The organism is Deltaproteobacteria bacterium (assembly GCA_020848745.1).
GTDB lineage: Bacteria > Desulfobacterota > Binatia > UTPRO1 > UTPRO1 > UTPRO1.
Map to the genome: position 1 here is coordinate 21,871 of JADLHM010000055.1, position 21,612 is coordinate 43,482.

A 21,612-nucleotide genomic window follows, 5' to 3' on the forward strand; every position below is an offset into this window, starting at 1 on the left:
GGGATCGAGGGAAGCCAACGGCGGGCTACGCGCGCCGTTCGCGGTCGAGCGCGCGGTACTGAATCGCTTCGGCGACGTGCGCGGCGCCGACCCGCTCGCTGCCCGCGAGATCGGCGATCGTGCGTGCCACCTTGAGGATCCGCGTGTAGGCGCGGGCCGAGAGGCCGAGCTGCGCCATCGCGCGCTCGATGAGCGCGGCGCCTGCGGAATCGGGGCGGGCGTAGGCATGGAGTTCACGCGCGTTCATTTCGGCGTTAGCGCGCGCGGCGCCGAGGCGCGCATCCTGGCGCTCGCGTACGGCGGCGATGCGCGCCGCCACGGCCTCGGACGACTCGCCGCTCGGCGTCGCGCCGAGCTCGCGATACTTGACCGGCGCGACCTCGACGTGGAGATCGATGCGGTCGAGCAGCGGTCCGGAGAGGCGGGCGTGGTATTGCGCGAGCTGATGCGGCGTGCAGCGGCAGCCGCGGAGCGGATCGCCGCGGAAGCCGCAGGGGCACGGGTTCATCGCGGCAACCAGCACCAGGCGCGCGGGATAGGTGACGCGCCAGGCGCCGCGCGCGATCGTCACGCGGCGATCCTCGAGGGGCTGGCGCAGACCCTCGAGCACGTCGCGGCGGAACTCGGGCAGCTCGTCGAGGAAGAGCACGCCGTGGTGCGCGAGCGCGAGCTCGCCCGGACGCGGGGCGGCGCCTCCGCCGCCGAAGAGTCCGGCGGTCGACACGGTGTGGTGCGGGGCGCGAAAGGGCCGCTCGGTGACCAGCGCGCGGTCGCCGAGGAGGCCTGCGGCGCTGTGGATGCGCGTCACCTCGAGCGCTTCGGCGAAGGCGAGCGGCGTGAGAAGCGTGGCGAGCCGGCGCGCGAGCATCGTCTTGCCCGCGCCGGGCGGCCCCACCAGGAGGAGGTTGTGGCCGCCCGCGGCGGCGACCTCGAGCGCGCGCTTCGCGTAGACCTGTCCGCGGACGTCGGCGAGATCGAGCGGCGACGTCCGGGCTCCCGGCGCGGCCGGCACGGTCGGCGGTTGGACCTCCGGCTCGCGGCTGCCGATCAGGATCTCGACGGTGGTGCGGAGGTCGTCGCTCGGGAGGACCGCGAGAGCCTCCACGAGCGCCGCTTCGGGCGCGTTGGCGCGCGGCACGACCAGGCGCGCGCAGCCGGCGGTCCGGGCCGCCGCCGCGATCGCGAGCGCGCCGCGGATCGGCCGGACGCTGCCGTCGAGCGCGAGTTCGCCGGCGACCGCCACGCCGGCGAGCCGCTCGCGGAGCGGGTGTCCCGTGGCGGCGAGGATCGCGAGTGCGATCGGGAGATCGTAGGCGGCGCCTTCCTTCCGCAGGTGCGCCGGCGCGAGGTTCACGGTGATCCGCCTGGGCGGGATCTCGAAGCCCGCGTTGCGGAGGGCGGAGCGGACGCGATCCTTGCTCTCGCGGACGCTCGAGTCGGGGAGGCCGACGGTCTGCGTGTGCGGGATGCCGGTCGCGAGGTCGACCTCGACCTGGACGGGGTGCGCCTCGATGCCGACGAGCGCGCACGTCGTGACGGTGGCGAGCACGGGCGCGAGCGTCGCCGCCCGGCGGGGCGGGCGCAACGCTGCGAGTAGCGGGTACGCTCGCGGCGGAGGACGCGGTGCGCGTGGCCGGTCAGGTCGTCGACTTGCCGCCGGCGTCCGCGTCGTCGGGGGTGTCTTCGACGACGACGACGGTCATGCGGTCAGCCGAGCAGGTCGCGTTGCTCGCTCCAGGCGCCCTGGATTCGGTCGGCGAGCGCGTGCTCGTCCTCGGCGCCGAGGCCGAGGAGCGTGGTGCCGACGCTCGGGGGCGCCTCGCTTCCGGTGCCGCAGCCGATCCGGTACGCGAACGCGTCGGCGGCGTTCAGGAGCGTGGCGAGCTCGCGTGCCGCGCCCGCCTCGGTCGGCTCATGGTGCCAGCGGATCGCGTCGCAGAGTTCGAGCGCGAGGCCCCAGTCCTCGGCGAGGATCGCGCCCGCCTCCGCGTGGTCGAAGCCGTACCACTCGCGCTCGAGGTACGACCTCTCGCCCGTACCGTTCACGGCGAGGCTTTCGATCACCTCGGCTGCCGTCCCGTCGGCGAGGAGGAACGCGGCGCGCCCGACGTCGTGGAAGAGCCCCGGCAGGAACGCGCATCCGACCTCCACCCGCCGCGTCGTGCGCGCGAGCTCCTCGCACGCGACGGCGACCGCCAGCGAGTGGTTCCAGAGTTCCTCGGCTCCGGCCGTGGCGCCCTCGTACAGGCGCTTCGCGCACGCGGCGACCAGGATGTCGCAGGTCTTGCGGAGCCCGAGCGTGATCACCGCTTCCTGGAGCTTGCGCGCCGGGTTGCGGCGTCCGAGCGCGGCGGAGTTCGCGATCCGCAGCACACGGGCCGAGAGGCCGACGTCGGTCTGGATCACGCGGCAGAGATCGTCGATGTCGGCTTCGGGGTCGCGCGCCATACCGAGCGCGGCGCTCGCGGCGGCGGGCAGCGTCGGGAGCGCGCCGGTCTGCGACAGGCGGGCGAGGGTACTCCGGACCCGCGCCTGCAGATCCTCGTGCTGCAGCGGCGTCCAGGTACGCTGCTCGAATGCCTGCATGGATTCCATCGGCTCGACTCCTCCGTTCATCGTGGCGCCGATCGCCGTCCCGCGGCCGCCGCGCTCCGTCATGCGAGATCGTCACGCATTTCTCCAAGCGGTCGCGAGCGCCGCGTCGTTGCTGGCGATGGAGGACCGCAAAGCAACGAATGTGCCTGGGCGCACAGGACGAAAACGCCGGAGAATGCACGGGATATGGCCGGGCACGAGCGCCGCCGCTCGGCGGATCGTCAGTTTTCTGCCGACGCGCGCGGCGCGCAGGCGTCAGTCGGGTGTGGGGGCGCGGCGCGCGTGCTTGAGGCGCGCGCGCCGCTGCTTCCCCTCGAGCCGTCGTTCGACGGCGGCGGCCGAGGGCTTCGTCGGACGGCGCGCCCGCGGTCGGGCGACGGCGCCCGCGAGGAGCGCCGCGAGGCGCGCCAGCGCCGCCTCGCGGTTCCGGCCCTGATCGCGTGTCGTGCCGTTGGTCACGATCAGCTCGCCGGCCTGTGTGAGCTTCGATCGCAGGCGCGCGAGCGCGCGCGTCCGCAGGTCGGTCGGGAAGGCGGTCGAGTGGGCGAGATCGAAGCGCACGACGGCCTTCGAGGCGACCTTGTTGACGTTCTGGCCCCCCGGTCCGCCGGCGCGAACGAAGGTGAGATCGAGCTCGACCGCCGGAATCGCGAGGCGGTCGTTCACGCGTAGATCGCCGCGCGCCATCGCGTTTCCCGCGGAATCAGACCCGCGCGCCGACGAGCGCCTGCACGGCGCTCGCCAGGCCGTCGACGCTCAGATGGAACATCGGGAAGAGGCGCCGCACGAGGCGCGTCGTGTAGGTGTGGTCCCAGAGCTTCTGCTCGTCGGGATTGATCCACACCGCGCGCTCGAAGTGGCCCGCGAGACGCTGCAGCCAGGTCATGCCGGGGGTCGGCGACGTGTTGTGCGGATTGATGCCGCCGTGGCCTTCGAGGAGCTCCGACGGGTGCATCGCCGCGTCGCCCACGATGAGGAGCTTCCAGCGCTCGTCGAGGCTGCGCAGGATGTCGCCGGTCGGAACGGCGTCGGCGCGGGTCAGGCGCGCCCGCGAGTACACGTAGTCGTAGACGCAGTTGTGGAAGTAGAACGGGCGGAACTCGCGGAGCCCGCGCTCGTCGTGCAACGCCGTCAGGAGCTGGCTCATCGGCTCGTAGTACGGGTCCATCGTGCCGCCGACGTCCATGAGCAGGAGCAGCCGCACGTCGTTCTTCTTCGGTGCCCGGAAGACCATCTCGATTTCGCCGGCGTTCTTGCAGGTCTCGTCGATGGTTTCGTCGAGGTCGAGCTCGGTCGCGAGGCCAGTGCGGGTGAGCTGGCGGAGGCGCTTGAGCGCGACCCGCATCTGGCGGATGTCGAGCGCGACGTCGGTCCGGTAGTCGCGGAACTTCCGGTCCTCGGCGACCTTCATCGCGGAGCGGCTGCGGCCGGGGCCGCCGACGCGGATGCCCGTCGGATGCTGCCCGCCGTGCCCATAGGGCGACTTGCCGCCGGTGCCGACCCATTTGCCGCCGCCGTCGTGGCGTTCGGTCTGCTCAGCGAGCGTCTCGAGGAAGCGCCGCATGAGCTCGTCCGAGGAAAGCCGCTCGAGCGCGGCGAGCTCCTCGGGCGAGAGATTCGGGAAGTTCTTCGGATCGGCGAGCCAGTTCAGGAGCTCGTCGGTGACGCCGTCGAACCGGCCCTCGACGCCCTGGAAGACGCGTGCGAACACGCGGTCGTAGGCGTCGTAGAACGTCTCGCTCTTCACCAGGCAGGCCCGCGCCAGATGATAGAAGCGGAGCAGGCTCGACCCGTGCATGCCGCGCTTCATGGCTTCGAGGAGCGTCATCCATTCCTGGAGCGCGACCGGGATGCCTTCGTCGCGGAGGCCGTAGAAGAGGTCGAGGAACATGGCGGGCGGCGCGCGTCCTTCTATTGATTGTAGCGCGGCCCGAGCTCCTTCCAGCTGGTCGGATAGCGCCCGCTCTTCTGGTCGAATCGGGTCAGGGCCTCGGCGTCCTGCTCCTTCTTGAGGAGGGCGCCGACGAACGGGATGTGCGCTTCCAGCTGGTCGGGCGTGATGCCGGCGCGGAGCAGCGCGGAGATCCAGTCGATCAGCTCCGACGTCGACGGCTTCTTGCGGAGCTCGCTCTGCTCGCGCAGCCAGTAGAACTTGATCAGGACCTGATCGAGGAGCGTCGCGTCGAGGTTCGGATGGTGGACCGCGACGATCTGCTTCATGAGCGCCGCGTCGGGGAACTCGATGTAGTGGAAGATGCAGCGGCGCAGGAACGCGTCCGGCAGCTCCTTTTCGTTGTTCGAGGTGATGATGACGACCGGGCGCTCCTTGGCGGCGATCTCGTCGCCGGTCTCGATCACCGTGAAGCGCATCTCGTCGAGCTCGCGGAGAAGGTCGTTCGGGAACTCGAGATCGGCCTTGTCGACCTCGTCGATGAGGAGCACGTGGCGCTTCGGCGCCGCGAACGCCTGGCCGAGCGGCCCGAGCTTGATGTAGCGCCGGATGTCGGAGACGTCGCCGCCTCCGAAGCGGCTGTCGTTCAAGCGCTGAACCGTGTCGTACACGTAGAGGCCGTCGGCCGCCTTGGAGGTCGACTTGATGTGCCAGGAGAGCATCGGCATCCCGAGCCCCTCCGACACGTGGCGCGCGAGGAGGGTCTTGCCGGTGCCGGGCTCGCCCTTGATGAGGAGCGGGCGCTCGAGGGCGACGGCGCAGTTGACGGCGTCGACGAGAGGGGCGGAGGCGATGTAGCCCGCGGTTCCGGAGAAGCGGTGAAAGTCGTCCTGCAGCGCTGCCATGGGCAAAAATCCTCCGTCAGAGCGTCGAGTTGCGTGAGCGCGTTCGCTTAGCGGGTGCGCGCGGCGTCCGCAACCGAGGAGCTCAGGAAGGGGCGCGATCGCTTCGGAAGAGACCCGCCACCATCCGCAGGAGCCGGTAGGGGTCGGGCATCTCGCCGTCGGGCGTGAGCCGATCGACGATGGTCGGCATCAATCCCGCCAGCGCCTCCGGCAGCCGGCTCATGGCGATGCCCGCCCGCCGGGAGAGCTCGACGAGCTGCTCCGGGTCGAGGATCTTCGCGAGGTCCTCGGGCGTGATCCGACGGTTCGGGCCGGTCGAGACCCAGGACGCGATGACGTCGCCGAGACCCTGTTCCTGGAAGCGGCGTACCAGGGCGTCGAGGCCGCCGCGCTGCTGCAGCATCTCGAGGATGCCCGATGCGAGCTCCGGGTTGGTGTTCTCGGCGAAAGCCTGAGCCGCTTTCGCGACCTGCTTCGCGAACTCGTCGAAGAGACCCATCGTGCGCTCGTCGCCGTTCCATCGCTACCACGCGGGCGCCCGCTCGGCGAGGTCAACTTGACAGCCTCGGGAATGCCCGGCACACGCCGGGCGTGGAAGGCAGCACCACAGCATAGGAAGGGGGGGAGCAGCTCATGTTGAAGGAGTTCAAGGAATTCGCTCTCAAGGGCAACGCCGTCGACCTCGCGATCGGCGTCATCATCGGTGGCGCGTTCGGCGGCATCGTGACCTCGCTCGTGAACGACGTGATGATGCCGCCGATCGGGAAGCTGCTCGGCGGCGTCGACTTCACGAACTTCTTCGTGGTCCTCGGCGGCGGGGAGTTCCCGAGCCTGAAGGCGGCCAAGGACGCCGGTGCCGCGACGCTCAACTACGGGATTTTCCTGAACACGGTCATCAATTTCCTGATCGTCGCGATGGTGCTCTTCTTCGTCGTGCGCGGCATGAACGCGCTCAAGCGCGAGCAGCCCGCGCCGGCGGCTCAGCCGACCGAGAAGCCGTGCCCCCAGTGCGCCATGAACATCCCGCTCGCCGCCAAGCGATGCCCGCATTGTACGAGCCCGCTCTGATTCCCGCGGCGCCGGATCTCCCCCCGTGCTGACGGTCGGCCTGACGCGCGAGGCGACCATGGTGACGGCGCCGGCGGACTCGGCGACCGTGGTGTCGCCGCTCGTGCCCGACGTGTTCGCGAGCGCGCGCATGATCGCGTTCGCCGAAGCCATCTGCGCCGCCCTCATGGCGGAGCATGCGGGGCCGGGCGAGACGAGCGTCGGCGTCGGGTTCCAGTTCACGCACGAGGCCGCCACCCCGATCGGCATGAGGGTGCGTGTGCGGGTCCGGCTCGCGGAGCTGGACCGCCGCCGTTGCGTCTTCGAGGTCGAGGGCCACGACCAGGCCGATCGCATCACGGTCGGCCGCCACGAGCGCGTCGTCGTCGATCGCGAGAAGTTCATGGCGCGCGTGCGGGCGAAGGCCGCGGCGCACGGCGACGCGGGGACGGGAGGCTGAGCGCGAGCTTCGCATGGAGGAGCGCGACGACTGGAAGCTCGGCGACGACGGCGAGCCCGTGGCGTGCCCGCGCTGCGGCAAGCCGAATCGTGGCGGGCTGAGCTACTGCACGATCTGCGGGAGTCCGCTCGCCGGTGAGGATCTCGCGGCGGACCCGGAGACGTTCCGTACGCTCGGCGAGGCGATGGGTGGCCGCCGTCCGCGCCAGGCACGGCGCGCGCGCTCGCTCCGAGCCTGGACCATCGCGGCGGCAACGCTGCTCGTGACGGTCGTGGTGTTGACGTGGCTGCAGACGCGCGAGCAGCCGTTTCGTCTCGAAGACTGGACGGCTCCGGCCGCCATTCCGACCCCGGTCGCGACGCTGCCGCCCGCGCCGCCGACGATGGTCGCGACGCGCGTCGTTCGGCCGACGGCGGTTCCCGTACCGACGGGCACCGCCACCGCGGCCGCTCCCGAGCCGACCGCCGTTGCGACGCCGGTGCCGACGCCGCGCCGGACGGCGGTGAAGGGGCGTCGCGCCGTCGCGCCGCCCGCGCCGACGCGACGCGCGCCGGCGCGCGCCGAGCCGCCGCCCGTGCGCGAGGATCCCGGCGACGCGCGGCCGCGGCTCCAATCCGACACCGCGCCCGAGGATCTCCGGCCGCGAGTCGAGGCCACCGAGAAGCCGAGCCTCGGATCGGATCTGCAGGAGGCGACCCGCGTCTATCGGCAGGCCGTCGAGGTGCACAACGCGCGCGTCGACGAGTACAACGCGCTCGTCGACGAGATCCAGCGTCGGAACGCCTGGGACGACAGCGAGGGGTCGGTCGAGCTGCGTCGCCGTCTCGATCGCGCCCGCGCCGCCGTCGAGAGCGCACGGGTGCAGGCGGAGATGCTGCGCGCCCGCATGGAGTCCGTGCGCGCCAAGTACCGCTGACCCGCTACTCGGCGCCTTTCGGCCGCCGATCCGCTCTGCGACGGTGGCGGCCGCGATGGGGCGCGGGAGCGACGAAGCCGGAGCCTGGATCGTGCTGCGATCGACGCCCGGGATCGGCGACGTGCGCGGCCGGGCGCTCGCGGCACGCTTCGCCGGCGCGCTCGGGGTGCTTGCCGCGACGGAGGCCGCGCTGGTCGCCGCGGGGTGCCCGGCCGAGGCGGCGCGCCGGATCCTCGGCTCCGCGGCGCGGCGGGACGCGCGCGCCGAGCTCGACCGCGTCGTCGCGGCCGGGGCCCGCCTCGTCGCGTTCGACGATCCCGAGTATCCCGCGCCGCTCCGCCAGGTCCACGATGCGCCCCTGCATCTCGTCGCCAAGGGCAGCCCGCTCGACGCGAGCCCGGCGGTGGCGATCGTCGGCGCCCGGCGGGCGACGAGCTACGGACGCGAGACGGCCCACCGGCTGGCGTCCGGCCTCGCCGATGCCGGCGTGACCGTCGTGAGCGGGCTCGCGCGGGGGATCGACGGGGCCGCGCACGAGGGCGCGCTCGCGGCGCGTGGGCGGACGGTCGCGGTGCTCGGCTCGGGGATCGACGTCGTGTATCCGCGCGAGCACGCCGAGCTCGCGACGCGCATCGTGGCGACCGGGACCCTGCTGAGCGAGCGACCCGTCGGCAGCATGCCCCTTCCGGCCCACTTCCCGGCGCGGAACCGCATCCTCGCCGGCATGACCCAGGGCACGATCGTGATCGAAGCGGCGGAGCGCAGCGGCTCGCTCATCACGGCGCGGCTCGCCAACGAGCAGGGCCGGGAGGTCTTCGCCGTACCGGGGCGCGTCGACTCGCCGCTCTCATCCGGCGCCCATCTATTGATCCGCGAGGGGGCGACGCTCGCCCGCGACCTCGACGACGTCCTCGCGGAGATCGCGCCGGCGCTCCGTGGTCGCGCCGGCGGTGTCGCGTCCGGGCCCGGCGGCTCCGGTGGTGATGAGCACGGGCTGGTCGAGCACCTCGCAAGCGGTCCCCTCTCGGCCGACGATCTGGCGCGCGCGAGCGGTCGGAGCCCGCAAGAAATCATTGCAATACTGCTCGATCTCGAGCTTCGGAGGGTCGTCCGGAGGGCTTCCGGAGGACAATTCCATCTGACGGGCAGATTTGCCGGGGGGGGTGGTTTACAGTAATGGGGTCGATCCCAGGAGCCATGGCCAAGAACCTCGTCATCGTCGAGTCGCCTGCGAAGGCGAAAACATTGGGGAAATACCTCGGTCGGAACTACACCGTGAAGGCCTCGGTCGGTCACGTGGTCGACCTCCCGAAGTCCAAGCTCGGGGTCGACATCGCCAACGACTTCAAGCCCGACTATGCCGTCATCCACGGCAAATCGAAGGTCATAGACGAGCTGAAGAAGGCTGCAAAAGACAAAGAAAACATCTATTTGGCGCCTGACCCCGATCGAGAGGGCGAGGCGATCGCGTGGCACATCGCCGATCGCCTCGGCAACAAGAAGAACATCCACCGGGTGCTCTTCAACGAGATCACCAAGAAGGCGGTACAGGAGGCGATCAAGCATCCGCTGAAGCTCGATCGCCACAAGTTCGACGCCCAGCAGGCGCGTCGCATCCTCGACCGGCTCGTCGGCTACCAGCTGAGCCCGCTCCTCTGGGACAAGGTGCGCCGCGGCTTGTCGGCGGGTCGGGTGCAATCGGTCGCCGTCCGTCTCATCACCGAGCGCGAGCGCGCCATCCGGGCCTTCGTGAAGGAGGAGTACTGGACGATTGGCGCGACGCTCGAAGGCGAGCATCCCCCGCCCATCAACGCCAACCTCTTCGAGCTCGCCGGCAGGCGCCTCGATCACAAGACCTTCCGGCTCGAGAACGAGGCCGCGGCGACCGGCGTCGTCGAGCACCTGAAAGGCGCCGATTGGGTGGTCGCCAAGGTCGAGAAGAGCGACCGGAAGCGCAATCCGTCGCCGCCGTTCATCACCTCGCGGTTGCAGCAGGAGGCTTCGCGCAAGCTCGGCTACCAGCCGCGCCGCACGATGGGCATCGCGCAGAAGCTCTACGAGGGCGTCGAGGTCGGGGAGGAGGGCGCGGTCGGTCTCATCACCTACATGCGCACGGACTCGACCCGGCTCTCGCCCGAGGCGGTCGAGGCCGTCCGCGGCTACATCGGCGAGCGCTACGGCGCCGACTACGTCCCGGAGAAGCCGCCGGTCTTCAAGTCCAAGAAGAACACCCAGGACGCGCACGAGGCGATCCGCCCGACCAGCATCGACTTCCCGCCGGAGCGCGTCGCGCCGTACCTCGAAAAAGACGAGCTCAACCTCTACACGCTCATCTGGAACCGTTTCGTCGCCTGCCAGATGGAGCCGGCGCGCCTGAAGGCCACCACCATCGACATCGCCGCTCGGGACGCGATCTTCCGCGCCACGGGCCAGGTCGTGGTCTTCGACGGCTTCATGCGCGTCTACACGGAGGGCGTCGACGACGCCGCGGGCGACGACGAAGACGGCAAGACGCTCCCCGATCTGAAGGAAGGCGACCGCCTCATCCTCCAGGGCGACTTGAAGCCCGAGCAGCACTTCACCCAGCCGCCGCCGCGCTTCTCCCAGGCGACCCTCATCAAGGAGCTCGAGGAGAACGGCATCGGCCGCCCGTCGACGTACGCCTCGATCATGCAGACGATCCTCGGCAAGGAGTACGTGCAGGAGGATCCCCAGAAGCGCCTCTACCCGACCGAGCTCGGCATGCTCGTGACCGATCTCCTGGTCGAGTCCTTTCCCGACATCCTGAACGTCGAGTTCACCGCCGGCATGGAGGAGACGCTCGACGGCATCGAGGAGGGCACGCAGAACTGGGTCGAGGCGATGCGCCGCTTCTATGAGCCGTTCTCGAAGGACCTCGACAAGGCCGGGGTCGAGATGCGGAACGTGAAGTCGGAGGAGCGGCCGACCGACGTCAAGTGCGATCAGTGCGGTGACACGATGGTCATCAAGTGGGGCCGTCGCGGCGAGTTCCTCGCGTGCCGGCGCTATCCCGAGTGCAAGAGCACCAAGAACTTTACGCGTGACGAGCACGGCGAGATCGTGATCGCCAAGCAGGAGACGACCGACGAGGTCTGCGACAAGTGCGGGAAGCCGATGCTCGTGCGCTTCGGCCGCTTCGGGAAGTTTCTCGGGTGTTCGGGCTATCCCGAGTGCAAGACGATCATGCCGATGATCAAGCCGACGAAGCTCGGCATCGCGTGTCCCGACTGTGGCGGCGCCGCGGCCGCTGGAAAAGGCGTCGAAGGCGGCGGCGAGATCCTCGAGAAGCGCTCGCGCCGCGGCAAGATCTTCTACAGCTGCAACCGCTATCCGGACTGCACGTTCGCGAGCTGGGATCGGCCGATCGCGATGTCGTGCCCGCTCTGCCAGGCGCCGTTCGTGGTCGAGAAGACCACCAAGCGCGCCGGGACGGTGCGGCGCTGCCTCAAGGAGGGATGCGACTTCCAAGAAGCCGTCGGCGACGTCTCCGAGACGGGCACGTAGCCTCGTCGCGCGCCGGTCGGTTCCGGAGGGCATGGGGAGCTCGTCTCGTCGCTCGGCGGGAACTCCCAGCGCGTAGAGCCCGCCGTGCCACGCGCGTGTTGCGCACGACGCGAGCTGAGCTCGCTCCTCAACGACTCCCCACGCCCCGCGGCGCCGCCGCCGCGCGAAGAGCTCCTGCGCGAAGCCGACGCGCCGACCTCACCGCGGTCGTCTCTGTGTCGTCTTCGGGCGTTTTCTCGCGGCGCTGCGCGCCGCGTGGGTGGGGAGTCGGTGACGAGCGAGACAGCTCGCTTGACCGAAGGACAGATGAGGCAGCGGCGGGTCGTAGGCGCCGGAGGGTAGGAGCCCGAGCGAGGAGGCGAGCTCCCCACCCACGCGGCCCTCCGGCCTCGCACAGGACTGCGCCCGACTGGCGCTCCGGGGCGATGCCCAGTACAGAGGACGGCTCATGTCGGATCGCGTCACGGTCGTCGGCGGTGGGCTCGCGGGATCGGAGGCCGCGTGGCAGCTCGCGGAGCTCGGCATCGGCGTCGACCTCTACGAGATGCGTCCGGTGCGCGGCACGGAGGCGCACACCACGGAGCACCTCGCCGAGCTCGTCTGTTCGAACTCGTTCCGGAACGCCTCGCTCGAGACGGCGGTCGGCTGCTTGAAGGAGGAGATGCGGCGGCTCGGCTCGCTCGTCCTCGCGGTCGCCGACCGTACGAGCGTGCCGGCGGGAGCGTGCCTGGCGGTCGATCGCGCGCTCTTCGCCGAGGGGGTCACGCGCGCCGTCACCGAGCATCCGAACGTCCGACTGCACCGCTGCGAGCTCCAGGCGATCCCGGACGGCGTCACGATTCTGGCGACCGGCCCGCTGACCTCGCCCGGGCTGTCGTCGGCGCTCGAGCGCCTCTTCGGGGAAGCGCACCTCTACTTCTACGACGCCATCGCGCCGATCGTGACGAGCGACTCGATCGACATGGGGATCGCCTACAAAGCCTCGCGCTACGGGAAGGGCGGAGACGACTACGTCAACTGTCCGATGACGCGCGACGAGTACTATGCCTTCGTCGATGCCGTGCTCGCCGCCGAGAAGGTGCCGGCGAAGCAATTCGAGCGCACGGTGTATTTCGAGGGCTGTATGCCGATCGAAGAGATGGCGCGCCGCGGCCGCGACACGCTCGCCTTCGGTCCGATGCGTCCGGTCGGCCTGATCGATCCGCAGACGGGGACACGGCCTTTCGCCGTCGTGCAGCTCCGGCAGGACGACGCCGCGGCGCGGCTCTTCAACATGGTGGGCTTCCAGACCAAGATGACCTATCCCGAACAGCGGCGCGTCTTCCGCATGATCCCCGGGCTCGCGGCGGCCGAGTTCGTCCGGCTCGGCAGTCTCCACCGCAACACCTTCGTCGACTCGCCGAACGTGCTGATGCCGACGCTGCGGCTTCGCGCGGCGCGCACGACCTTTCTCGCGGGCCAGATCATCGGCGTCGAGGGCTACGTCGAGTCGGCGGCCGCGGGGTTGCTGGCCGGCATCAACGCGGCGCGGCTCCTCGCCGGGGCGCCGCTCGTGTCGCCGCCCGCGACCACCGCCCTCGGCTCACTCCTCGCGTACGTCACGCAGCGGGGTCGCCGCGACTTCCAGCCGATGAACGCGAACTACGGGCTCTTCCCACCGCTCGCGGGCCGCGTACGTGGACGCGAGAAGAAGCTCAAGCTCGCGGCGCGCGCGCTCGCCGACTTCGATCGGTGGTCGATCGCCGAAGGGCTCGCGCCGGCGGCGCGCGTGCGGCCGGCGCCTGAGCCGGTGGACGCGCTCCCCGCGTCGTCCTGAGCCCGCGCGCCTCGCGCCGATCGACGCGGTGGGCGCTCTCGCGACGTGGACCCGGTAGGCAATGCGAGCTAGGGTCGCCGCGCTCGCATGGGTCCACCGCTCGAGAGGCTCCGCGCCGCCGGCGTAGCCGATCCGGACGCGCTCGTCGCGCGCCTCGGCGCGACCTGGCCCGCCGCCGACGTGCCGGACGCCGTGCTCGACGCGCTCGCCGATGCGGCCGACCCCACGCTCGCCGTCGCGAGCCTCGGCCGGCTGCGCGAAGGCGCGTCGGAGGCGCTCGCGAGCACCGCCGCCGATCCCGACGCGGCCGCCGCCCTGGTCACGCTCCTCGGCGCCAGCGGCTCGGTCGCGCGCTGGCTCCTCGCCGAGCCGGCGTCCTGGTCGGAGGTTCTCGCGACGAGCCAGACGCCGCCGCCGCTGGCGACGCTCGTGCCGCGTCCGGCGCCGCCCGAGGACCAGAGCGTCGAAGCGCTGGCGCAAGCGCTCCGGGCCTTCAAGCGGCGACGCGTGCTCTTGATCGCGGCGCGCGATCTCCTGCGCCGGAGCACGCTCGCCGAGACCACGGCGGAGCTTTCGCGGCTCGCCGAGGACGCCCTCGAAGTCGCGGTCGCGGGCGTCCGTGCGCGGCTCGTCGCCGCGCACGGCGACGTACTCGATGCCGGCGGCGGCCCGCTCGGGTTCTGCGTCCTCGGCATGGGGAAGCTCGGCGGCGGCGAGCTCAATTTCAGCTCCGACATCGATCTCGTGTACGTCTATGCCGACGGCGGACGCGACAGCGCCGGCGGTCCGCGCGGTCCGCTCTCGGTACGCGAGTTCATGAGCCGCCTCGCGGAGGGCGTGACCAAGGCGGTGCACCAGGCGACCGGGGACGGCTTCGTCTTTCGCGTCGACCTGCGCTTGCGGCCCGAGGGGACCAATGGACCGATCGTCAACTCGATCGTGAATGCGCTCCTCTACTACGAGTCGTGGGGCCAGACATGGGAGCGCGCGGCGTATCTGAAGGCGCGGCCCGTCGCCGGCGACCACGCGCTCGGGGCCGCCTTGCTGCGCGAGCTCGAGCCCTTCGTCTTCCGCCGCTACCTCGACTTCGCCACGCTCGAAGATCTGAAGCAGATGAAGGCGAAGGTCGCGCACGCGCTGGCGAGCGGTCCCGACAAGGGCATCAACGTGAAGCTCGGACGGGGCGGCATCCGCGAGGTCGAGTTCGTGATCCAGAACCTGCAGCTCATCCACGCCGGCAAGGACGAGCGCATCCGCGAGCGCAATTCGCTGCTCGCGCTCGAGCGTCTGGTCGAGGCGCGCTACCTAGCGGCGGACGAGAGCGCGCGTCTCGCCGAGGCGTATCGGTTCCTCCGCGACGTCGAGCACAAGATCCAGCTCGTGGACGAGCGCCAGACGCAGGTGATTCCCGCGGGGCAGGGCGAGCTGCAGTTGGCGCGCCGGCTCGGCTATCGGGGCGACGGCGCCGACGGAGTGCTGGCGGCGTTTCGCGCCGATCGCGTCCGGCACATGGACGCGGTCGCGGCCTCGTTCGCGTCGCTCTTCTACGGCGCGGAGACGACCCGCGCGGAGAACGCCGACGAACGCTACGCGGCGCTCCTCGCCGGTCTCGACGACGACCCCGCGAAGACCGACGCGGAGCTCGCGGCGGTCGGGTTCGCCGATCCGCGCTCTGCGCGCGAGCACCTCGTGCTGTTGCGCGACGGCGCGCCGACGTCGCGAGCGAACCCGCGTCGCAAGCAGCTCCTGTTGACGGTCGCGCCGGCGCTTCTCGGCGAGGTGACGCGTGCGCCCGATCCGGACCTGGCGCTCCGGCACCTGGCCGGGTTCATCGCGGCGATCGGCGCCCGCTCGAGCTTCCTTTCCCTTCTCGCGGAGAACCGTGCCACCCTGCGCGTGCTGGTGCGCCTCTTCGGGTCGAGCGAGTTCCTGTCGCAGATCCTGATCCGCCATCCCGAGATGCTCGACAACCTCGTGCGCGCGGACCTCGTCCGACTCGACATGCCGAAGCCGGCGCTCGTGGCCGAGGTCGCGGGGATCGTGCAATCCGCCGACGGCTACGAGGCGCGGCTCGACGCGCTCCGCCGCTTCCGGCACGAGCAATTCCTCCGCATCGGCATCAACGACCTCGACAACCTGCTGCCCTTCCATGTCGCGAGCAGCCAGCTGAGCGATCTAGCGGACGTCTGTCTCGACGCGGCATGGCGCGTGGCGGAGGAGGAGACGTGCCGACGCTACGGTATCGCAGCGTCCCCGGGCCGCTTTGCGGTAATCGGGCTCGGTAAGCTCGGCGCCCGCGAGCTCACGTACAACTCGGACCTCGATCTCATCTTCGTATACATCCCCGGGGCGAGCACGGCGGGTCCGGTGTCGGTGCACGAGTTCTTCACCAAGCTCGCGCAGACGCTGATGACGACGCTGCAGGTTCGGACCCGCGAGGGGCGGATGTACAGCATCGACACGCGGCTCCGGCCGTCGGGCAACCAGGGGCCGCTCGTGTCGTCGCTCGAATCGTTCGCGCGCTACCATGCCGAGCGCGCGCAGCTCTGGGAGCGCCAGGCGATGATCAAGGCGCGCGGCGTCGTCGGCGAACCGGCTCTCCTGCGCGAGGTGGAGGCGATCATCACGCGGTTCGTGTACGCGCAGCCCCTCGCCGACGACGAGGTGGCCGAGATCCACCGGCTGCGCATGCGGCTCGAGCGTGAGCTCGGCGGCGACGAGCGCGCGGAGCTCAACATCAAGACGGGCCGCGGCGGACTCCTCGACATCGAGTTCATGGTGCAGATGAAACAGCTCCGCCACGGTTCCGACGTGCCGGAGGTTCGCCGGCGGGCGACGCGCCACGCGCTCGCGGCGCTCGCGGCGGCCGGGGTCGTGCCCGACGACGAGGCGGCGAGCCTCGAGGAGAGCTACGCGTTCCTGCGATCGCTCACCAACCGGTTGCGCATCGAGCGCGACCAACCGGTCGAGTCGATCGAGCGCGAGAGCGAGCGCCTGCCGGCGCTCGCGCGCCGGCTCGGCTACACGGGTAGCAACGACGCCGTCGCGGATCAGCTGCTCGCCGACTACGGCCGCCATCGCGAACGTGTACGGGCGCTCTATGTGCGCTGGTTCGGCGTCTGATCCGACCCGCCATCCCTCCCGCGCGCCGCGACGGGGACGAGGTGCGTGCGGCGAACGAAATTGACAACCCGGGACCCCTCCGATAGCTCTCGCCGTTCGGAGGCGCGGTGCAAAAGAGCGAACTGATCTGGCTCGACGGAGAGTTCGTCCCCTGGGACGAAGCGAAGGTCCATGTCCTCACGCACACGCTGCACTACGGGCTCGGCGCGTTCGAAGGCATTCGCTGCTACCAGACGAAGGACGGCCGCTCGGCCGTGTTCCGTCTGCACGAGCACACCCGGCGCCTCTTCGCCTCGGCGCACATCCTCGAGATGCCGATCTCGTTCTCACCCGCCGCGATCGACGAGGCGTGTCTCGACACGATCCGCCGCAACAAGCTGCGTGAATGCTACATCCGGCCGCTCGTTTTTCTCGGTGATGGCGAGATGGGGCTCGCCGCGGTGAATCCCGTGCGCGTCGCCGTGATCGTGTGGCCGTGGGGTTCGTACCTCGGCGACGACGGCATCAAGAACGGCATCCGGGTGAAGACGTCGTCGTACCAGCGTTTCCACGTGAACACGTTGATGACGAAGGCGAAAGCGGTCGGTCACTACGTGAACTCGATCCTCGCGGCGCGCGAGGCGCGGCGCGGCGGGTACGACGAGGCGCTCATGCTCGACACCGACGGGTTCGTGTCGGAGGCGAGCGGCGAGAATCTTTTCATCGTGCGTGACGACGTCGTGAAGACGCCGCCGCTCACGTCGGTGCTGCCCGGGATCACCCGGGCGACGATCATCACGCTGCTCCGCGAGCAGGGGTACACGCTCGTCGAGGACCGCTTCACGCGCGACGAGGCCTACATCGCCGACGAGGCCTTCTTCACCGGGACGGCGGCCGAGGTCACGCCGATCCGCGAGATCGACGACCGCGCGATCGGAACGGGCAAGCCTGGTCCGGTCACGCAAGCGATGCAGCAGGCGTATTTCGCGTTGATTCGGGGGGAGGCCCCGAAGCATCGCGAGTGGTTGTCGTTCGTCTGAGCGGGCCTGTGTCTTGCGGCTCCGCAAGACGTTCGGAGTCCAACCCGAGGTGCCGCGTGCGAGGGTGCGCGACGCGAGGTCGCAAGGTCTGGCGCTCGTGCAAGTCAGGAGACCGCGGGTGCCGCGTGGATCACGCCCGCATGGCATACGCTAAGCTCACGACTTCAAGGGCTTACGGGGGAGAATCGGGCCTGGAGGACGGCAGGCTGCTGGTCCTGCTCTTGCTCACCCGGAGGCGAGTGCTGCGCGCGTTCCTTTCGACCCTTGTCGCCGTCGCCGCGCTGCTGATCGGCGGCGGCCCACGCTCCGCCACGGCGGCGGAGCGGACCTTCGTCCTCGCGCCCGCCGACCTGGTCGCGGCGCCGGACGCCTTCGGGGCGAAGGCTCTGGCGCGCTCGGGGGTGCTCGGCAAGGTCGTTGGCCTCAAGCGGGGCGCGGTGCGATTCGGCCGCGGGCTCTGCCCCTCGCTGCTGATGGATCCGACCCGCAGGCTCACGCGTGTGCGCGTGCTCGGCGGTCCGGCCGCTGCACCGCTCGTCGTCGGGAAGAGCCTGGCGAAAGATCTCGGCGCTGCGCTGGCCGCGATGAACGCGGCGAGTTGGCTGCCGCCGGCCGCCGGCAGGACCCGGCAGGCGTCGTGGGTGTCCGAGCCGCCGGCCGTGGACGTCGTCGGGTTCACGACCGCGGGCTTCGCGACCGGCGATCAGACCGGCGCGCTCGGGAAGGCCGACGCCGAGAACGGCGTGCCGGGGTTCCGCTTCGCCGTCGACCTCGCATTCGACCCGAACACTGGGCCTGTCGACCTCGCGGTCGCCGTGACGAGCGAGTTGCCGTCGAAGCGGGTCGGCAAGCCCGGCAAGCGGACCGAGTGCATCATGGTGGTGTCGATGCTGCCGGTCGACCTGCAAGCGCTTCGCGACCTGGTCGACGCGACGCCGCTCGACTCCGTGACGCGCAACCGCCTGACGTACATTCTGGATCGCGCGCAGGGTTTCCTCGATGGCGGCCGGCCCGAGGGTCCGTCGCGTGCCGCCCGCAACGTCCGCACGTTCGCGCTCGAGGTCGCGCAGCGGTCCGAGACCGAGATTCCGCCCGCGTTCGCGGAGGCGATGATCACGCGCGCCAACGCGGCCGCCGAGGCGCTGAGCTTCTGATCATGCGACGCCTCGCTCCCTTCACCGGTGCGCTCGTCCTGGCGCTCGTGGCGCTCGCGCCGCGTGTCGCGCGCGCCGAGGTCACGACCTTCCATCTATCCGTCGGCGACGTGCTCGCCAGCGTCGGCCGGACGAATGCCTTTCTCGCATCGCTCGGCAAGAACGCGCGTGGCCTGAAGCTCGTGCCGGGCGGAACCAAGTTCGCCGGCCTCACGTGCGCCGGCTTCGGCGACGTCTACAAGCTCGGCGCGGTCACCGTGCTCGACGGGCCGCAGGCCTTCGCCGACCTCGTCACGACCAAGAAGGGGAAGGACGCACGCAGCCTCGCGACCGCCTTCGGGGCGGCCGGGCTCACGGCCTGGGTGCCGCCCGCCAGCGACGCGGAGACCGATCGCCAGCTCTGGAGCGCCGTGACGGTTCCGCACGGCCTCCGCTTCGTCGCCGACGCGCTCATCAGCGGCGGCGACGGTGGCCTGCTCGACGCGGCCGCTTCGGCCGGCATCTTCCGGTTCCGCGCCGACGTGTCGCCGACGGCGGAGGCGGGAGCGCCGCACCGCTTCCTGCTCGAGGTCGTCGGGCGCACCGCTTCGACCGACACCGGGCTCGTGGCCTTCGGCGAGCAGCGCTGCTTCACGCTGGTCGACCTCGTGCCGGTCGACGTCGGCGTGCTCGAGCGGCTCGTGAACGAGCGGCTCGACGACCCCTACGTGCGCAACGGCCTCGCGACCCGTGTGGCGACGTTGAAGACGGCGCTTGGACGCCGCGATCTCGTCACCGCCCTCGACGTCATGGCGTACATCATCGGCCACCTCGTGGCGCGGACTCCCGAGCACGCGCAGCCCGCCGACGCGCGTCGGATCGTGACCGGCGTCTTCGACGTGCGGCGTGGCCTCGAGTTCCGCGCGGCCGGCGCCCAGTGCGGAAACGGAGTGCGGGAGACGGGCGAGGGGTGCGACGGCGCCGACTTCGGCGGCTTCACCTGCGAGACCGTCGGATACGCGAGCGGCACGCTCGGTTGCCAGCCGTCGTGTCTGTTCGACGTCGCGCAATGCGTCGCCAACCCGGTCTGCGGCAACGGCATCCTCGAGCTCAACGAGGAATGCGACGCCGGGGCGCAGAACTCCGACACGGCACCCGACGCCTGCCGCACCACCTGCAAGCGTGCTCACTGCGGCGACAAGGTGGTCGACCTCTTCGAGGATTGCGAAGGGAACGATCTCGGAGGCGAGACCTGCAAGACGCTCGGCTACGACGGCGGTACGCTCAAGTGCGACGCCAGTTGGTGCGAGTTCGACGAGGACCGCTGCACGCTCGAGGACGAGTGACGGTCTCCGGCGCCCTTGCGGGGCACCGACCGCCGGCGCGGTCGGTCGCGGCGCTCGCGTGCCTCGCGGTCTGGCTCGCCGCAGGCGTCGTGTTCGCGGCGCCGTTCGCCTACGTCGTGAACCACGGCGACGGGACGGTGTCGGTGCTCGATACGGAAACCAATGTCGTCACCGCGACCGTCACGGTCGGCAGCCAGCCGCTCGGCGCGGCCGTGCATCCCGCGGCCACCCGCGCGTACGTCACGAATCAGATCGCTCCGAACGGGACGGTGTCGGTGCTCGACACCGCAACCAACGCCGTGGTGGCGACCGTGCCCGTCGGTGCCGGGCCTTCGGGCGTGGCGGTGAAGCTCCCCGGCGACCGCGTCTACGTCACCAACCGCGACGACAAGACCGTGTCGGTCATCGACACCGCGAACAACGCGACCATCGCGACGATCCCCGTCGACAACAACCCCCTCGGCATCGCGATCGACCCCTCGGGCACGCCGGCCTACGTCGTGAACAAGGGCAGCAACAGCGTCTCGGTGATCGACACCGCCGCGAACGTGGTGACCGGAACGATCGCGGTCGGCAACGACCCGAGCCAGGTGGCGATCGCGCCCGGTGGTCGCTGGGTGTACGTCGGCAACGCCGGCAACGCGAGCGTCTCGGTCATCGATTCTGCGGCGAAGGCGGTCGTGGCGACGGTGGCGGTCGGCAGCATTCCCGAAGGGCTCGCCCTCGATCCCACGGGCGCGCGGCTCTACGTCGCGAACAGCGGGCCCAACAGCGTATCGGTGGTCGACACGGCGACGCGGACCGTCGTGTCGACCGTCGAGGTCGGGTTCACGCCGTTCGCGATCGGCATGCGGCCGGACGGCGCGCGGGCGTTCGTGTTGAATCGGCAGAGCGCCGACGTTTCGGTGCTCGATACCGCGACCGACCCCGTCACCGTGAGGGCGACCGTCGAGGTCGGGTCGAGCCCTGCGGGCATGGGCGAGCTCGTCGTGCCGGCGCTGCGGGTGCCGAGCTTCGTCGCGGACGCGCGAAAGTGCCAGGCGACGCTCTTCCGCCAGGCGGTGAAGCTCGTGAAGCTGCATCACGGCCTCGAGGCCACCTGTCGTCTCGGGATCCGCAAGGCGGAGGCGGATGGCAGGAGCACGGCGGCGGCCGAGGCCGCGTGTCAGGCCGCGCTCGATCCCGGCGACCCCCTGTCGAAGATCGCCCGGGCGAGGATGAGGCTCGGCGCCGCCGTCCAACGGCGCTGCACGGCGGTCGCGCCGTCGCTGATGAACGGTCCCTGCGATCGCGGCGCGACGACCGTCTCGGCGACTCTCGATTGCCTGATGCCGCAGCACGAAGCCCGGGTGGCGGCGCTCGCCGACGACGAGCTCGCGCCGACGCATCCGGCGCCGTCCAAGCCGGCCCTCGCGTGCCAGAGCGCGATGGCAAAGCACGGCCGGCGCTTCGCCGACCGCTTGCACGAGGACTTCGCGGCGTGTCTCGAGAAGGTGCTGACCGCGGCGGCGACGGGCAAGGGCGAAGCGAAGGCCGCCGCGCGCTGCCGGGGTACGCTCGATCTCGCGAACCCGGCATCGAAGGCCGCGCGCGCGCGCGCGGCCGCACTCGCGGGGATGGGGAAGAAGTGCGCCGCGGTGGTCCCGGCCGACCTCGGCCATCCGTGTGACGCCGATGCGGCGACGACGGCCGAGACCGCGGGCTGCGTCGTGGCGGAGCACGCCGCCGACGTGGCGAAACTCGTGGCGGCGGAGGCGAACGACGCCTGCGCGATGGCGACGCGGCTCGGGATCGGCGAGCGTTACCCGGCGATCTGCGGCGGACCGTAGTCGCTGG

The 21,612-nt window shown here is 70.9% G+C and carries 17 protein-coding genes; 11 read left to right on the plus strand and 6 right to left on the minus strand.

Annotated elements, in window-relative coordinates; translation table 11 throughout:
* Positions 1-25 precede the first annotated feature (25 nt).
* From IT293_07290 to IT293_07315, 6 genes are all read right to left on the minus strand, one after another.
* Entirely contained in the window at positions 26-1,549 is a 1,524-nt protein-coding gene (locus IT293_07290; protein MCC6764453.1) for a YifB family Mg chelatase-like AAA ATPase, read from the minus strand.
* 158 nt (positions 1,550-1,707) lie between these two features.
* The gene (locus IT293_07295; protein ID MCC6764454.1) at positions 1,708-2,658 is read right to left on the minus strand and encodes an HDOD domain-containing protein; all 951 of its coding nucleotides are present in this window, start codon (positions 2,656-2,658) and stop codon (positions 1,708-1,710) included.
* Between the two features lie 192 nt (positions 2,659-2,850).
* Positions 2,851-3,282: an aminoacyl-tRNA hydrolase gene (gene arfB, locus IT293_07300; protein MCC6764455.1), complete on the minus strand. Its 432-nt coding sequence runs from the start codon at positions 3,280-3,282 to the stop codon at positions 2,851-2,853.
* A 16-nt stretch (positions 3,283-3,298) separates the two neighbouring features.
* Positions 3,299-4,486, minus strand: coding sequence for a VWA domain-containing protein (locus tag IT293_07305; GenBank protein ID MCC6764456.1), 1,188 nt, complete (start codon positions 4,484-4,486; stop codon positions 3,299-3,301).
* A 20-nt stretch (positions 4,487-4,506) separates the two neighbouring features.
* Positions 4,507-5,391 (minus strand): MoxR family ATPase, encoded by an 885-nt coding sequence (locus tag IT293_07310; protein ID MCC6764457.1) that lies wholly within the window; start codon positions 5,389-5,391, stop codon positions 4,507-4,509.
* A gap of 82 nt (positions 5,392-5,473) precedes the next feature.
* Positions 5,474-5,890, minus strand: coding sequence for a DUF937 domain-containing protein (locus IT293_07315; GenBank protein ID MCC6764458.1), 417 nt, complete (start codon positions 5,888-5,890; stop codon positions 5,474-5,476).
* 134 nt (positions 5,891-6,024) lie between these two features.
* Between IT293_07315 and mscL the strand changes: the two genes are divergently transcribed.
* The 11 genes from mscL to IT293_07370 all read left to right on the plus strand — a co-directional run bounded on the left by mscL (position 6,025) and on the right by IT293_07370 (position 21,605).
* Complete coding sequence (gene mscL / locus IT293_07320; protein MCC6764459.1) at positions 6,025-6,459, plus strand: large conductance mechanosensitive channel protein MscL; 435 nt, start codon at positions 6,025-6,027, stop codon at positions 6,457-6,459.
* A gap of 25 nt (positions 6,460-6,484) precedes the next feature.
* A complete protein-coding gene (locus IT293_07325; protein MCC6764460.1) occupies positions 6,485-6,898 on the plus strand; it encodes a thioesterase in 414 nt (137 codons plus the stop codon).
* Between the two features lie 13 nt (positions 6,899-6,911).
* Positions 6,912-7,814 (plus strand): hypothetical protein, encoded by a 903-nt coding sequence (locus IT293_07330; protein MCC6764461.1) that lies wholly within the window; start codon positions 6,912-6,914, stop codon positions 7,812-7,814.
* Positions 7,815-7,905: 91 nt separating this feature from the next.
* Entirely contained in the window at positions 7,906-8,991 is a 1,086-nt protein-coding gene (gene dprA / locus IT293_07335; protein MCC6764462.1) for a DNA-protecting protein DprA, read from the plus strand.
* A gap of 20 nt (positions 8,992-9,011) precedes the next feature.
* Positions 9,012-11,339 (plus strand): type I DNA topoisomerase, encoded by a 2,328-nt coding sequence (gene topA, locus IT293_07340; GenBank protein ID MCC6764463.1) that lies wholly within the window; start codon positions 9,012-9,014, stop codon positions 11,337-11,339.
* Between the two features lie 448 nt (positions 11,340-11,787).
* Positions 11,788-13,155: a methylenetetrahydrofolate--tRNA-(uracil(54)-C(5))-methyltransferase (FADH(2)-oxidizing) TrmFO gene (gene trmFO, locus IT293_07345; GenBank protein MCC6764464.1), complete on the plus strand. Its 1,368-nt coding sequence runs from the start codon at positions 11,788-11,790 to the stop codon at positions 13,153-13,155.
* Between the two features lie 87 nt (positions 13,156-13,242).
* A complete protein-coding gene (gene glnE / locus IT293_07350; GenBank protein MCC6764465.1) occupies positions 13,243-16,278 on the plus strand; it encodes a bifunctional [glutamate--ammonia ligase]-adenylyl-L-tyrosine phosphorylase/[glutamate--ammonia-ligase] adenylyltransferase in 3,036 nt (1,011 codons plus the stop codon).
* A gap of 107 nt (positions 16,279-16,385) precedes the next feature.
* Complete coding sequence (locus IT293_07355) at positions 16,386-17,297, plus strand: branched-chain amino acid transaminase (protein MCC6764466.1); 912 nt, start codon at positions 16,386-16,388, stop codon at positions 17,295-17,297.
* Between the two features lie 140 nt (positions 17,298-17,437).
* A complete protein-coding gene (locus IT293_07360; protein ID MCC6764467.1) occupies positions 17,438-18,451 on the plus strand; it encodes a hypothetical protein in 1,014 nt (337 codons plus the stop codon).
* A gap of 2 nt (positions 18,452-18,453) precedes the next feature.
* Complete coding sequence (locus tag IT293_07365) at positions 18,454-19,776, plus strand: hypothetical protein (GenBank protein ID MCC6764468.1); 1,323 nt, start codon at positions 18,454-18,456, stop codon at positions 19,774-19,776.
* Positions 19,773-21,605, plus strand: a complete 1,833-nt coding sequence (locus tag IT293_07370) for a YncE family protein (GenBank protein MCC6764469.1) — start codon at positions 19,773-19,775, stop codon at positions 21,603-21,605. The genes IT293_07365 and IT293_07370 overlap by 4 nt, the downstream gene beginning before the upstream one ends.
* Positions 21,606-21,612: the final 7 nt, after the last annotated feature.